Origin of the sequence: Sorangium sp. So ce362, from assembly GCF_051519845.1 — a bacterium.
GTDB lineage: Bacteria > Myxococcota_A > Polyangia > Polyangiales > Polyangiaceae > Sorangium.
The window spans coordinates 1831408-1845246 of the sequence record NZ_CP150332.1 but is presented as its reverse complement, the minus strand read 5'-3'; the positions used below and the strand labels follow the sequence as shown (position 1 = coordinate 1845246).

The window sequence follows — 13839 nt, the reverse complement described above, 5'->3', positions numbered from 1 at the left end:
GGCACACGCCGGCAGGGTGTCGTGGCATTCGCCCGCATCACGCTCGGGACGTCGTGCGCCTGAGACATCCGGCCCGGGCTCCGCGCCCGGTGCCACCCGGCGATGTCGACCGCTCTGCATCACCCGGAGCACAAGCCCCGCACCTTCTTCGCTGGCCGCCCCTCGCGCGTCCTGGTCCGGGGCACGGGTTCCCACTCGGGCTCGACCTCGGCGGCGCGGAGCCTCTTTCGCAGCGCGAGCATCTCCTGCTCCTCCGCGTCCGAGCGACCGGGGTCGTTCGCGAGCAGACCGTAACGCTGCGCGGCCTCGCCGAGGTCGGTCGGGTAAAGGCGATCGATCCCGAAGAACTCCTCGTACAGCTCGCTCCCGGTCATGAGCGCGGGCGATTCGCCGGTCTTCCGGGCGATCACGTCGCCGTCCCGGTTCCGGCCGAGCCGGACGATCTCGTCCTTCGCGAAGCCGGGGAGGACCATGGGCGAGTGGGTGGTCACCACGAACTGCATCCGCGGGAACACCTTCTTCAGCTTCGGCACGAGCTCGGCCTGCCAGCTCGGGTGCAGGTGGAGGTCGATCTCGTCGATGAGCACGAGGCCGCTCTTCTCCGAGGGATCCACGAGGGTACCGGACATCGACTTATCGACCAGGATCTGAGTATCGGCCAGGATCTGACCGATGAGGTCCGCGATCCAGGAGATCAGCCCCTGATAGCCATGGGACAGCCACGTCGCGGGCAGCTTGAACGTGGAGGATCCCGATCGCAGCTCGAAGCGGTGCGCTTCCACGAGGTCGGCGGCGCTCTTCACCCCGCCGCGGCCCCGGAGCTCCAGCCCGCGCACGCGCGGGAGGAGGCGGGAGCGGCGAAAGAGGGCGTCGGACAGCATCTCGGCGTAGCGGCGCGGGTCGATGCCGATGTCCTGGAGGATGTCGGCGAACCCGGTGCCGAGGATGGGGGCGCCGTCGAACAGGGAGTCGAGCCGGCTCAGGGTCGGATCGTCCGGGCGCGCGGCGCCGTGAGGCTTGGGCAGGCGCCGGTTGACGCCGTACCCCGCCACGAACCACCACGGCGTCCCGACGGCGCGGGCTTCGCGCAGGGGGCCCGGGTCGGCGCTGCGCGCGGGATCGAGGTGTTCCTGGGGATGCGCTGAGGGCTCCCCCTAGTCGGACGAGCCCACGAAGACCTTCCAGCCCGGCTCCAGGAACAGCCGGCTCCGCAGGAACTTCGGCGGCTGGTCCGGCTTGCCGCCCCAGCGCGGATAGGAGCGCGAGCGCCCTTCGGGCAGGGGGCCGAAGGCGAAGCTGGCCGCGATGTCGAGGGGCTCGTCCCACGGCGGGGTGGTCGACGGCTCCGTTCCGCACCCCAGGGCGGCCGGAGAGGACAGCAGAAGGACCCATGCAGCGGTTGTGATCTTCATGATCCTCTCTCCCTGGTCATCCCCTTGTGGAATCCGTCATCGGGGCGGCACAACCAGCTCGGGGAAATCCCAGAGGGGCGCGGTCCGGCCGCGCTCTCCATTGGCTATCGCATCGCCCGGATCGCCTGCGCCGCCGAGCCCACCAGCGCCGGCTTCTCCCCAGGCCGAGGTCGCGCTCTCCGTGAGGTGGACGCTGCTGTCGACGCGCGCGACGGCCATCGAGCGCCTGCTCGCGGCGGAGCGGCGGCGCCTGCTGAGATCAGTCGTCCTGGAGTTGCCGTTCGAGCTGCGCTCGGTGCTGTTCCAGCACGACCTCTACGAGATCTCCATGAGAGACATCGCCGCGACGAGAGGGATACCCGTCAGCACGGTGTACAAATCAGCACGGTGTACAAATGGCGCGCCAGAGCGCTCCATCGCGCGCAGGAAGGGCTCGCGAGGCGCCTCGCTGCGGAGGAGGAGCCCCACGCTCGCCCCCGCGGGGGAGGCCGCTGAAGCCTGCCTCGCCGGCGGGCGGCTGAGCGGTCCCGCGGAACCGGGACCGGTTGCGGGCGGGCAGCTGGGCAGCGGGAGTGCAGCCCGCGTCGTGGCCAACCGACCAAGCTGCCCCCACCTGCGGGAGGTCTGGGTGACCCGCCCGCGGAAGGGGGCGACGAGCCCGCCTGCCGCGACACACCCCAGAAAGCGACCGACGATCGGGGCGATCCTTGCGGAGCGCTCGGTCATCGTCGCCGTGCTCATCGCGAGCGGCGTCCCGTCGCGCGACCGTGCCGACGTGGAGCAGCAGGTGCTCATGGGCGCGTGGAACTCCGTGCGCCGGGCATGTACCGGCCGGACCCCGCAGACGACGCCCACAAGGCGCTCCGGAAGTGGCTCTACGGCATCGCATGGCGCAAGACGGGGCACTACATCGCTCGCCGCTCAGATGGAGGCGAGGACCCGCGCCGAACGCGAGGCCGTCGCCGACGCGCGCGGCGCCTTGCAGATCCTCGACGCCATCGAGCGCCACTTCGTGCGCCGCGACGAGTAGGTCACGCCCGGCGAGATCCTGCGCGAGATCGCCGTGCTCGCGCAAATGCGGACGGCGAGTAGGGGCGCCTAGGACACCCGCCCGAGCGACCGCCCGGCTTGACGCCGGCTGCATGTTCCACCAGCGTGCTCCTATGGCCGTGGAGCTGAAGATCACCTTCGACGGGGACGAACCGGGGCTCGCACAGCATCGCCTGAGCCTGTCGTCTTTCGGGGAGCCGCTCAAGCTCCTCCTATCCGCCCTGCAGCGCACCGCTTCGGGGATCCTTGCGTCGGCGCTGGAAGATCCGGACTACGGTACCCGAGGTGGCAGACTGGCTTCGGACGCGAAGCTGCTGGACCTAGAACTCGCCTCGGTCGAACGAGGGTCCGCTGCGCCGACCTTCGTCTGCACGGCGCATCCTGGAACGCAGCTAGACCTCCGAAGCTTCGATATGCTCGGCGAACAAGCCGTCCAGCGTCTAGTCCAGGATCTGGACGCTGAACGCCAAGGAAAGTCGGTCAACGGCTCCGCGCGCAAGTACCTCCGGTCACTGCCGGCAGGTGTGCTCGTCCAGCGCTACGCCGCGTACGCTGACGGAAAGTTGCTCGCTGAGGTGCAGTTCGGCGAGCTGTCGCTGGCGGCGGACCCAGTTCAAGCCGCTCGCCTGGTTAGACTTCGTGGTCGGATCACCAGCGTGGGGTTCGATCCGGGTTCGAACTACATCGCTCTAAAGACGAGCAGAGGTGTCGTGCGGTGCGCTGCCTCGTCCGAGCAGGTCGAGCGCGCCATCCCGCTGCGTCACAAGGATGTGATTGCCGCCGTACTCAACGGGCAGAAGCCGACCTTGATCTGGGTTCTAGATGCGGCGGCGCCGCCGCCAAACGTGCCCCTCGAGAGCACGGTGGATCTACTGCGCACGGACTGGGCTGAGACCATGAGGATCCTGGCTCAATGAACGAGGAGCTACAATGGATCTTCGTCGATGCCGAAGAAGTCATGCACCTACATGACTCTGCTATTCAGCTGTATGGCGGCAATCCGTCACCGGTCCCCAAGGACGGCTGCGTCGAAGGAAGCATCGGGGGCGCCGTCAGCGCTTCCATGTACGAAGCAGAAGAGGAAGAGCCAGACCTGTTAGTGGCCGTAGCCTATCTTCTCGTATACCTCGCGAAGAACCACTGCTTCGTTGACGGCAACAAGCGCGTCGCATGGAGTTCGGCCATCCGTGTTCTCGACGCGAACGGCATCCATCTCGTGGCGCAGCAGGAGGAAGCGGCCAAACTGGTCCATGACGTGGTGAATGGCCTAATCGACGTACACGGCGTCCTGGATTGGTTACTTTCACCGAACCGCATCACGGCAGCTCCGGGGTGGGGCGCTGCGCCCTGAGATGCCTGGACTCTCGTCGTGTTCACGGCACGCGCATGGTCCCGCACTCTCCGCGATGGAGCCAAACAGCCGATCCTGATCGGGAACGCCAGCAATTCCAAGTACTTGAACGGAAAGCTTGCAGGTCGATCTCTCCGTGCGCTCGTGGCCGCTGTGAACGAACCCACCACGAGGAGGAGAGGCCGATGGGGAGATTGTTCTTCGGCTTCGTGAACGAGCTCCTGGAGACGCTCATGACCGAGGAGGAGGCCGCCGTCCCCGAGGCGAAGCCTCTCACTCGTCGCGAGCCTCCCACGCCTGCGAGGGCGCTCCCGAACAACCGGGGCTTCCTGCGCCTCGTGACCGAGCCGACGCCCGCGCTGAAGCAGCGCCGCCGGAGCGAGCCTCCGCCCGCACCTGTCCCGCAGGTCCAGGTCGTCCCGCCTCCTCCTCCCGAACCGCCGCCCGGTCCAGTCCAGCTGTCCCTGTTCGATCCCCCGGAGGGGTCGTGAGTGCTGCACTTTGCTCGCGCAGGGTGCTGTACTTTGAGCGCGAGTGCTGCACTTCGAGGCAAAGTGCAGCACCACCTGGGCAGCCCCGCCGAACCGGGACCGGTTGCCGGCAGGCAGCTGGGCAGCCCCGCCGAACCGGGACCGGTTACCGGCAGGCAGCTGGGCAGCCTCGCCGAACCGGGACCGGTTGACGGCAGGCAGCTGAGCAGCCCCGCCGAACCGCGATCGGTTGCGGGCGGACAGCTGGGCAGCCCCGCCTAACCGGGACCGGTTACCGGCAGGCAGCTGAGCAGCCCCGCCGAACCGCGATCGGTTGCGGGCGGACAGCTGGGCAGCCCCGCCGAACCGGGACCGGTTACCGGCAGGCAGCTGAGCAGCCCCGCCGAACCGCGATCGGTTGCGGGCGGACAGCTGGGCAGCCCCGCCGAACCGGGACCGGTTACCGGCAGGCAGCTGGGCAGCCTCGCCTAACCGGGACCGGTTGCCGGCAGGCAGCTGAGCAGCCTCGCCGAACCGGGCTGCCCGCTCCTCCACCTTCCAGGCCCCGCACGGCGCCCGCCCCGCAGGAGGCCAGGCGCGCGCGAGGGCGACAGGGCGGCTCCTCTCTATCGATCGACGCGCGCAGGCACGCCAGCCATGCGCAACATTCCGACGTAACATTCCGACGTAACATTCCGACGTTGATAGAGGGGGCACGCCTCCGGAAAATCATCGATAGATGAATTGACAGTGAGGCGCGGATGATTATCCCTCCCCGGAACGTCCGGCGCGCGCCGGGCGCTCCTATCATGTTCAGCGCGGGGGGGAGGGAGCATGATGCTCATGTTCTTGTGCCTCTCTGCGACCGAGATCAACGAGAGGTAATCCCCTCATGGCCAGACCGTTCTCGAACAAGAAGAAGCCGGCTCCCAAGAAGCCCGGGGCCACGCCCCAGGCGGCGGCGGCGTTCGACAAGACCCTCCCCGAGATCGAGGCGCTGAGCCCGGATCGGCTCATCGCCATCAATCTCGACATTCCGCGCATGGTCTCCCAGGTGCTTGGCGTGCTGCCTGGCCTCGTCGTGCTCCGCTCGGAGATCGCCGAGCGACTGCAGAAGCACGATGTCGCGCTGCTCGATCGGCTCGAGACATACGCGCTCGCCGCGTGGTACGCGCACCTCGTGTGGCTGTCCAGCGGAGGCGCCGAGAACGCGCTGAAGCCGCTCGTCGAAGAGGCGGTGCCGCTCCGCGAGAACCTGCTGAGCGACGCCGAGGCGCTCGCCCGCCGCGGCCTGCTCGACGCGGAGACGGTCGCCGAGATCCGCGCAGGACAAGGGCACATCGACACGGCAAACGACCTCGTCGCGCTCTCGGCGCTGTTCAGCGGAAGCTGGTCGGAGATCACCGGCAAGACGGCGGCGACCGAGAAGGAGGTGAACCGCGCCGGGGAGATCGGGCCGCTGCTCCTCGCCGCCCTCGGCGTGAGGGAGCACGGCAAGGGGCCCGGACCGACCGAGGCCGCCGACAAGAGGGCGCGTGCGTTCGCGCTGCTCGTGCACGCCTACGATCAGACCCGCCGCGCCGTCACCTACCTCCGATGGAACGAGGATGATGCCGACACGATCGCGCCGTCGCTGTACAAGGGCCGCGGCGGTCGCACGGCGTCGTCGAGCGACACCGCCGCGGCGCCGCAGGACGCCGCCCCGGCTGGCCCGACGGCGCCGGCATCGCCCGGCGCCGCGCCGCCGGTGGTTCCGGCGGACACGGCGGCGCCCGGCGCTGCAGCGCCGGGCACGGTGGCGCCCGGCGCTGCGCCCAACGGCGCGCCGCCTGTCGTCTAGCTCCGCGCGTCAGAAATTTCGCCAGGGTTCGCAGGGTCCGGGAGGGGGCCCGTACTCGACCCAGCCTCCCGGGTCCTCCACCCCGCGGCGCAGCGCCCGCGCCTCAGCGCGCTCAGCGCCCGCGCCTCCGCGCTCTCAGCGCCCGCGCCTCAGCGCGCCGTCCGCCCGATCTCCTCCGCCGCCCGCGCCCGCTCCTCCGCCGCCTTCGCCAGCGGCCCCGTCAGGAGCGCCTGCGCCTCGCGGAAGCGCGCGGCCACGTCGGCCCAGTAGCTCGGATCCGCGCCCTGCGGGGCGGCGAGCTGCTTGATCAGCGCCGCGTCGTACGCCGCGATGCCCGCGTACGGCGAGGCCGGCTTCGCGCGGGCCACCCAGTCGAGCGCCGCGAGATCGCCCAGGCCGAGCCCGGTGAGCGGCGCCCGCCGCATCATGAGCGCCGCGTCCTCGGGGCCGTTGCGCAGACCGAGGGCGAGCGCGAGCAGCGTCGTCGCCTCGGCCGGGCGCGGGGTGCCCTCGGGCCACGCCGCGAGCAGCGCCGTCGCCTGGTCGAAGTCCACGGCGCGCCAGTACAGCCGGCCGAGCTCGATCCGCGCCCGCGCATAGAGCAGCCGCGCGTCGGGCGAGAGCTCGGCCGAGCGCAGCGCCGCGCGGTGCTGCAGCGGGACGCCCCGGCCGAGGAAGATGCCGAGGAGCTCCGGCCGCGCCGCCATCTCGGACGGGATCAGGCGGCCCGCGTAGTACGTCGGCAGCCCGGCCGCGAGCCGCTCGACGCCCGACGCGGGCGCGACCTCCGGGGGCGGCGGCAGCTCCAGCGCGTCGAGCGCGTCGACGGGCCGGCCGCCGTAGAGGCGCGAGAGCATCGCGCGCGCGCCCTCGACGCGGGCGTCGCGGAGCACGCCGACCGACGAGAGCTCGCGCAGGCCGACGAGCGCGGCGTCGCGGCCACGGCTCTTCCAGGGCTCCAGCAGCTGATCGAGCTCGGCGTAGTAGACGTTGCTGAGCTCCGCGTCCTTCCGCATGGCGTCGGGCAGCGGCGCCGACCGGACCGCCTCGACGAGCCGCATGTCGGCCCGCCCGGACTCCACGGCGACGATGCCCTTCGCGTAGAACGGCAGCTCGACCCCGCGGCGCCCGAGATCCTCGATCGCCCGGGCCTGGTCCGTCACCCACGTGAAGAGCGGCCCCTTGGTGAACGCGAGCACGCGCTGGACATCGTAGGGCGGCCGCAGCGCGGGCGGCTCGGTCGCGGTGCGCGCGAGCCGGGCGGAGAGCGTGAGCCCGAGCAGCACCTGGTAAAGGTCGCCCTTGAGCGCGGCGGGCGGCGCCTCGAGGTACGGCACGGCGATGGAGTCGCCGCACGCGACGGGCGCAAGCTCGGCCCGGAGCGCGCGCGCGAGGCCCGCCTCGAGGCCCGCGCACGCCTCGACCCCCGCGAGCCGCGCGTCGCGCTTCGCGGCGTCCTCCTCGGCGATCGCGGCGTCGAGCGCGTCGAGGGCGCCCCGGGCATCGCCGCAGGGCTGCGCGGGCGCGACGGGGGCGCGCCGCGCGAACGCCTCGCAGACGCGCGGCGGGGCGGGCACCCCGGCCGGCGCCGGGGGGACGAGCGCGGCCTTCAGGTCGAACGGCGTCGGCTTGAGGAGCGGCAGCCACTCGTCCTTGAGCGTGCCGTGGACGGCGAAGGCCTCGCTCTCGGGGAGCGGAGGCGGCGGCGGGGTCGCCGCGCGGGCGTCGCCCGGCGGGACGGGCGCGTGCGCCGCGGGCGGAGGAGCCGCGGCGCAGGCCGCGAGGGAGAGCCCCATCGCGGCGGCGAGGGCGGTGAAGATCGAGCGGGGGATCGAGCGCATCACGTCTCCTTGGACACGGGCGATCCGCAAAGGTTTCGCCGAAGGCCGGCGGCGGCCTCGGGACCCGAGCGGTGCGCGGTCGTGGATACCACCGAGGAGGCAGGCGCGGGGGCGCAAGGTGATGGCGTGTGCGACGCGCCGGCTCGAGCGGCGGGGCGGCCCCGACCCCTGTATCCTCGCCAGGCACGCTGGTGGCCGGAGCTGCTCCGGAGAGGCGCGCATGAGAAAGTTTTATCTCCGTGGCATACGCGCTCGTGGTGAACACTTCGTTGTCCGGTGATCCCCGCGCGACAATCCCCTTGGTCATTTCGTAAAGGCTGTTGTTGAGGGGCACCGTCGCGGAGGGCGTCGCGCGGCGCGCGACGGCGACCCCGGAGGCGCTGGCGAAGCTCGACCCCTGCGCGAGCGACGTGACGGCGGCGAACGAGGACGCGTGCGCGCGCGAGATCGTCGAGCACCTCGCCCCGCGCGCTTACCGCCGGCCCCTCGCCGCCGGCGAAGCCGACGCGCTGCTCGCGCTGTACAGCGCCGCACGAGCGGGCGCGACGTTCGGCGTCGGCGCCGCGACGGTGATCGAGGCGCTGCTCCAGTCGCCGGATTTCCTCTACCGCGTCGAGTGGGGCACGCCCGACCCCGCGCGCCCCGGGCTCCGCCGGCTGACGGGCGACGAGACGGCGACGCGGCTCTCGTACCTGCTCCCATCACAGCATGCGACACTTTGGATTCACGGAGCGCACGAGCTGGTCGGCGTCGCCGTGGATCTGAGCGATGGCCCACCCCGCCGCGCATTTGACCACGTAGGCTGTGCTATGGACGTTGCCGATGCCAGGGACGACATTGGTGTTGCTGTCGCTCTGCTTCCACGCGTCGATCGTCTGGCACAGCAGCTCGATCCGGTAAACCAGGGAGTCGACCCAGATGTTGATCCCGACCAGTACCTGGCTCGCAGGGCAGATCACGGTGCCCGGCGAGCCGCCGTCGCCGCCGGCGCTCACGGTCTGGAAGGCGGTGCCCAGGGTGCCGTCGCCGGCGAGCGGCGCGCACATCAGGCCAATACGGTCAATCGAGCCGCCGCTCCGGCCGTGGATGCCGACAGCCACATTACCGCTCCCACAGGGGATATCGTAAGAGATGTCGACGGGCGTGCCGCCCGTGCCGCCGGCGCCGCCCGTGCCGCCGGCGCCGCCCGTGCCGCCGGCGCCGCCCGTGCCGCCAGCGCCGCCCGTGCCGCCGGCGCCGCCCGTGCCGCCGGCGCCGCCCGTGCCGCCAGCGCCGCCGGCGCCGCCCGTGCCGCCCGTGCCGCCGCTGCCCGCGTCACCGCCGGCCGTACCACCGCCGCTGCCGGCTGCGCCGCCGCCCGTCGTGCCGGCGGCGCCCGAGAAGTCGAGCTTGTCGACCCCCGAGATCGCGTTGCATGCCGCGCTCCCGCACACGAGGGCGAACACCGCGGCCATCACCGTCGCGAGAGGCTCTGTCGTCCGGGGCATGAGCCGGCCCCGCTGCGGGCCTGCGGCGGCGCTCCTGGACGAGGCTGAGCGTCTGAAGCGCGGGGTGGAGTCAACCAGGGTGGGTCGGGTCGGTGGCATGAGGTCTCCCCTTCGGGTGGTGGCCGGATTTGAACATGAAGGCGGGAAGGCGGGAAGAAAAGATCAATGTTCTTCCAGCCCTCACGCCTTCATGGGATTCACTCCGCGGCAAAGGAACCACAGAGGAGAGAGCCAACGACGCGCTGTCCTCTGTGCCTTGTGGTTCACGTTCTCTCCCATCATGGGACCAGGGACGAACCTGAGAGACGGGCGCTAGCGCGCGAGGCTCGGGCTCGTCAGTACCACTCTCCGCCGAGCCCCAGCGTGAAGGTGAAGGTCGTGCCCTCCGGCATGAACACCGGGTGGAGCTCGGCGGCGAGGGCGAACCCGCTGCGCCGCGGTCCATCGCCGGAGAGGCCGCCGAGGAGGAGGGCGCCCCGCGCGTGCGCGCCGAAGTACCAGTCCGAGGTGCTGGCGCAGCCGGCGCCCGACTCGAGGCCCGCGAGCGTCGCGCCGCAGCTCGCGACGGCCACGTAGTCCATGGACGGTCCTGCGCCGAAGTCGAGGACATGAAACACGGTGAAGCTCGCAAGGAGCGAGTTGTAATCGATGAACCCCGCGTCGAACCCCGCGCTGTTCTCGGTGCTCTCGGGGGTGAGCGTCAGCATGGGCGTGTTCTGGTAGTAGATCCCGAACTGGTGGTTGATCTGGATGCCGACCCGGCCCGTCCACGCGAAGACGCCGCCGGTGCCCGTCGGCGCCTTGATGATCCCGCCGCCCAGGGTGCTGCCATACCGGAGCCGGACGCCGTCCCGCTCCTCGTCCTCGGGCTCCTCGTCCTCGGGCTCCTTGTCCTTCTCCTCGGACTCGGCCGGTGAAGGCGCCGGCTCCACGGCCACCGGGGCCGCAACCGGGGGCGGCGCAGCGCTCGGCCGCGCCGGCGGCTGGCTCCGCGGTGGACGCGGCGGCGCAGGCGCGACGGGAGGAGGCGGCGCAGGCGCCACCGGAGGCGGCGGCGCGGGCGCATACGGCGGCGCGGGCGCATACGGCGGCGCGGGCGCATACGGCGGCGCGGGCGCATACGGCGGCGCGGGCGCATACGGCGGCGCGGGCGCATACGGCGGCGCGGGCGCGACAGGCGGCGGCAGTGCGGGCGCGACAGGCGGCGGCGGCGCAGGCGCAACGGGCGGCGGCGGCGCAGGCGCAACGGGCGGCGGCAGCGCAGGCGCGACAGGCGGCGGCGGCGGCGCGGGCGCGACAGGCGGCGGCGGCGGCGCGGGCGGCACCGGCGGCGGGAGCGGCGTCGGCGCGGGTGCAGGCGGCGGCGCGGGCGCGGGCGGCGCCGGCGCCGGGGACGGCGGCGACGTCGGCGCCGGCGGCGGCGCTGGCTGCACGGAGGCAGAGGGGATCGGCTCCGGAGCAGGCGGCGGGAGCGGAGAGCCGTCCTGGGTCAGGGCCGTCGCCGAGATCGCAAACGGAACGGTGAACGCCGCAAGCGCGGCAAGCCAGCGAAGGGGTGTCATCCGTTTTTTCTCAACGCGCTCCTCGCGGCCGTCAAGCGCGCGAAAGTGCGAGGTGTCGGCCGTGGTGCGCAGCAGCAGACGATCCGCCCGCAAGCCGCGGAACGCCAGCCCACCGGTGACCCCCGAGGAGCCCCGCAGCCCATCCCTCCACTTTCTTTCACGGAACGAGGTGGCTCCGGTCACCAGACCCCTCGAGCCATGCGTCGAGACCCCGAAGCCCTTCTCTGCGGCATCAGCCCCCTGCTCGGGATCTTCCTGTCCGTCGCCTGCGTGGGGGAAGGCTTCCACCAAGATGCGATCGCGGACGGCGGTGGTGGAAATGTCCATGGGACGACCAGCGCGGGCGATGGGGGCACGGGCCTCATGGCCCCAGGCGGCACCGGCGGCGAGGCAGGGCATGGCGCCGGCACGGCAGACGGCGGCAGCGGCGGCGACGGCAGCGACGGCAACGGCGGCAGCGACGGCGACGGCGGCAGCGACGGCGACGGCGGCGACGGCGGCAGCGGCGACGGCGGCAGCGCAGCCGCGGGGCGCCCGTGCAAGCGCGGCGTCGCGTACGGCCACCACTCGGTCGCCGACCTCTCGGCCCTCTCGGCCAGCGTCGGCTGGTGGTACAACTGGGCGAACGTCCCCGACGAGGAGCTCCGGGGAGGCGACTACGTCGAGCTGGGCGTCGAGTTCGTACCGATGGTCTGGGGCGGCCGCTTCGACGCCGACAAGGTCAAGGCGGCCATCCCGAGCGGGGCGAAGTACCTGCTCGCGTTCAACGAGCCGAACTTCTTCGCTCAAGCCAACCTCTCCGCCGCGGAGGCCGCCGCGCTGTGGCCGCAGATCGAGGGGATCGCCGACGAGAAGGGGCTCCAGCTCGTCTCGCCGGCCGTGAACTTCTGCGGCGACGGCTGCCACGAGACAGATCCATTCGCCTACCTCGACGCCTTCTTCGCCGCCTGCGACGGCTGCCGCGTCGATTTCATCGCGGCGCATTGGTATGCTTGCGACAGGCCGGCGCTCGAGTGGTACCTCGGCGAGCTCAGACGCTACCGGCGCCCGATCTGGCTGACCGAGTTCTCGTGCGGAGACGGCGCGGATCGATCGCCCGAAGCGCAGGCAGCCTACATGCGAGAAGCGGTGCCCCTCCTCGAATCGGACCCCGACGTCTTCCGCTACGCCTGGTTCTCCGGGCGCACCGAGGCGATCCCCAACGTGGACCTGCTCGGCGCGAGCGGAGAGCTCACCGCGCTCGGCGAGCTCTACGTCTCGCTGCCCCACGCGGAGAGGTGCAGCCCATGACCGCCCGCGCGGCGGTCGCTCCGGCGACGCCCCCACCCGCCGGCGCGGTCGCCGCCCTCCCCGCGACCGGCCTCCAGGCCGCGCCGCGCGACTTCGCCGAGGTGTACGAGGAGATCTTTCCCTTCGTCTGGCGAACCGTGCGCCGCCTCGGCGTGGACGCCTCCGCGCACGAGGATGTGTGCCAGGAGGTGTTCGTCGTCGTGCACCGGCGGCTGCCGGAGTTCCAGGGCCGCTCGTCGCTGAAGACGTGGATCTTCGGGATCGTGGTCAACGTCGTGCAGGCGTACCGGAGGTCGCTGCGCCGCAAGAGCCCGGCCCACCGCGGGACGGGAGAGACCGTGGATCCGGAGCTGCTCGCAGGGCCGAGCAACCTCAGCCCCTACGAGGCCATGACAAGGGCGGAGGCCGCGCGCGTGGCGCACGACCTCCTGGCGTCGCTCGACGAGGAGAAGCGCGTGGTGCTCCTCCTCGCCGAGCTGGAAGAGATGTCGGTGACGGAGATCGCGCAGGGTATCGGGGTGAACATCAACACCGTGTATGCGCGGCTGAGGGCCGCTCGACAGGCATTTTCCGACGCGGTGCAACGCCACCACGCCAGGATCCGAGGAGGCCGCAATGGATGAGCTGGGGACTGGCGAACGGGCGTTCCTGGACGCCCTTCATAATGCGGACGAGCCGACCGACGACGACCGGCGGCGGATGCGCGCGGCCGTGTGGGCGAGGCTCGGCCTGGCCGGGACGGCGGCCACCGCCGTGGCCCTGAGCGCCGCGGAGGCCGGGGCCGCCGGCTCCGCGAGCGCCGCGGCTGCGGCGCACACGGTCGGCTCCGCCGCCGCGAGCATGGCCGTGAACGCGAGCACGGCGGTCGCGAAAGGGGCGGCCTTCACGCTGCTCGGCGCCCCGCTGAAGATCGGGCTCGCGACGCTGGTCGTGGGCCTCGCGACGGGCGCAGCGCTCTACCTCCCGGCGTCTGGCGAGGCGCCCGATGCGCCGCGCGCGCAGGAAGCGGCGAGGATCGCGGACCCGATGCCCCGAACGCCGCACGCCGCCGCCCCCTCCGGCGCGTCGAGCGACGGGGCGCCTCCTCCGGCCGAGGCCAGCGCCCTCGCCGAGGCCGGCGCCCCCGCCGAGGCCAGCGACCCCGCCAGGGTCGGCGCCCCCGCCGAGGCCAGCGCCGCGCGCGCGGCGGCCAGCGCGCCACGCGCGCCAGCCCCGCGCCCGCGCCCGCCCCCACCGGCCGCCGCCGCGAGGTCGGGCTCCGACGGGCTCGATGCGGAGATCGCGCTGCTGCGCGACGCGCAGCAGGCGCTGCAGGCGGGCCAGTTCGCGCAAGCGCTCTCGAAGCTGAACGAGCACGCCAGCCGGTACCCGAGGGGCGTGCTCTCGACCGAGCGCGAGGCGTCGCGCGCGATCGCGCTCTGCCGCTCCGGCCGCACGGCGTCCGGCAGGGCGATCGCGGCGAGGCTGCTCGCGAAGAGCCCGGGCTCGCCGCTCGCGACGCGCGTGCGCGCCGCGTGCGGCCAGGAGGAGTAGAGT

Annotated in this window: 13 protein-coding genes and 1 pseudogene; 9 read left to right on the top strand and 5 right to left on the bottom strand. The window is 72.3% G+C overall.

The genetic code is table 11. From position 1 onward, the window contains the following. Window positions 1–119: 119 nt before the first annotated feature. A complete protein-coding gene (locus WMF17_RS07290) occupies window positions 120–1052 on the bottom strand; it encodes an AAA family ATPase (protein WP_437648757.1) in 933 nt (310 codons plus the stop codon). Between the two features lie 102 nt (window positions 1053–1154). Next, a complete protein-coding gene (locus WMF17_RS07285; protein WP_437648756.1) occupies window positions 1155–1412 on the bottom strand; it encodes a hypothetical protein in 258 nt (85 codons plus the stop codon). A 181-nt stretch (window positions 1413–1593) separates the two neighbouring features. Here WMF17_RS07285 and WMF17_RS07280 point away from each other — a divergent pair, with 181 nt between their 5' ends. The 5 genes from WMF17_RS07280 (at window position 1594) to WMF17_RS07260 (ending at window position 6123) form a co-directional block, all read left to right on the top strand. Next, complete coding sequence (locus WMF17_RS07280; RefSeq protein WP_437601231.1) at window positions 1594–2442, top strand: RNA polymerase sigma factor; 849 nt, start codon at window positions 1594–1596, stop codon at window positions 2440–2442. A 139-nt stretch (window positions 2443–2581) separates the two neighbouring features. Then, window positions 2582–3379 carry a hypothetical protein gene (locus WMF17_RS07275; RefSeq protein WP_437601230.1) on the top strand — a complete coding sequence of 266 codons (798 nt, stop codon included), beginning with the start codon at window positions 2582–2584 and terminating at the stop codon, window positions 3377–3379. Then, window positions 3376–3813, top strand: coding sequence for a type II toxin-antitoxin system death-on-curing family toxin (locus WMF17_RS07270; RefSeq protein ID WP_437601229.1), 438 nt, complete (start codon window positions 3376–3378; stop codon window positions 3811–3813). The genes WMF17_RS07275 and WMF17_RS07270 overlap by 4 nt, the downstream gene beginning before the upstream one ends. Window positions 3814–3998: 185 nt before the next feature. After that, complete coding sequence (locus WMF17_RS07265; protein ID WP_437601228.1) at window positions 3999–4304, top strand: hypothetical protein; 306 nt, start codon at window positions 3999–4001, stop codon at window positions 4302–4304. 871 nt (window positions 4305–5175) lie between these two features. Next, window positions 5176–6123, top strand: a complete 948-nt coding sequence (locus WMF17_RS07260) for a hypothetical protein (protein WP_437648755.1) — start codon at window positions 5176–5178, stop codon at window positions 6121–6123. 149 nt (window positions 6124–6272) lie between these two features. On the opposite strand, the gene WMF17_RS07255 is transcribed toward WMF17_RS07260, so the two are convergent. Beyond that, on the bottom strand, window positions 6273–7964 hold the full coding sequence (locus tag WMF17_RS07255) for a hypothetical protein (RefSeq protein WP_437648754.1): 1692 nt from the start codon (window positions 7962–7964) through the stop codon (window positions 6273–6275). Window positions 7965–8374: 410 nt separating this feature from the next. On the opposite strand from WMF17_RS07255, the pseudogene WMF17_RS07250 reads away from it, so the two are divergent. Then, window positions 8375–8569: pseudogene (locus WMF17_RS07250) on the top strand (DUF1595 domain-containing protein); the annotation flags it as partial. A gap of 96 nt (window positions 8570–8665) precedes the next feature. On the opposite strand, the gene WMF17_RS07245 reads toward WMF17_RS07250, so the two are convergent. Then, window positions 8666–9451, bottom strand: a complete 786-nt coding sequence (locus tag WMF17_RS07245) for a hypothetical protein (protein ID WP_437651497.1) — start codon at window positions 9449–9451, stop codon at window positions 8666–8668. 335 nt (window positions 9452–9786) lie between these two features. Continuing rightward, on the bottom strand, window positions 9787–11013 hold the full coding sequence (locus WMF17_RS07240) for a hypothetical protein (RefSeq protein ID WP_437648753.1): 1227 nt from the start codon (window positions 11011–11013) through the stop codon (window positions 9787–9789). Window positions 11014–11211: 198 nt separating this feature from the next. Here WMF17_RS07240 and WMF17_RS07235 point away from each other — a divergent pair, with 198 nt between their 5' ends. The 3 genes from WMF17_RS07235 to WMF17_RS07225 are packed head-to-tail and all read left to right on the top strand — an operon-like array spanning window position 11212 to window position 13836. Then, complete coding sequence (locus WMF17_RS07235; protein WP_437648752.1) at window positions 11212–12303, top strand: glycoside hydrolase family protein; 1092 nt, start codon at window positions 11212–11214, stop codon at window positions 12301–12303. Then, a complete protein-coding gene (locus WMF17_RS07230) occupies window positions 12300–12926 on the top strand; it encodes an RNA polymerase sigma factor (protein ID WP_437601223.1) in 627 nt (208 codons plus the stop codon). Before WMF17_RS07235 ends, WMF17_RS07230 begins: the two co-directional genes overlap by 4 nt. Next, a complete protein-coding gene (locus WMF17_RS07225; RefSeq protein ID WP_437648751.1) occupies window positions 12919–13836 on the top strand; it encodes a hypothetical protein in 918 nt (305 codons plus the stop codon). Before WMF17_RS07230 ends, WMF17_RS07225 begins: the two co-directional genes overlap by 8 nt. The last annotated feature ends 3 nt before the right edge of the window (window positions 13837–13839 follow it).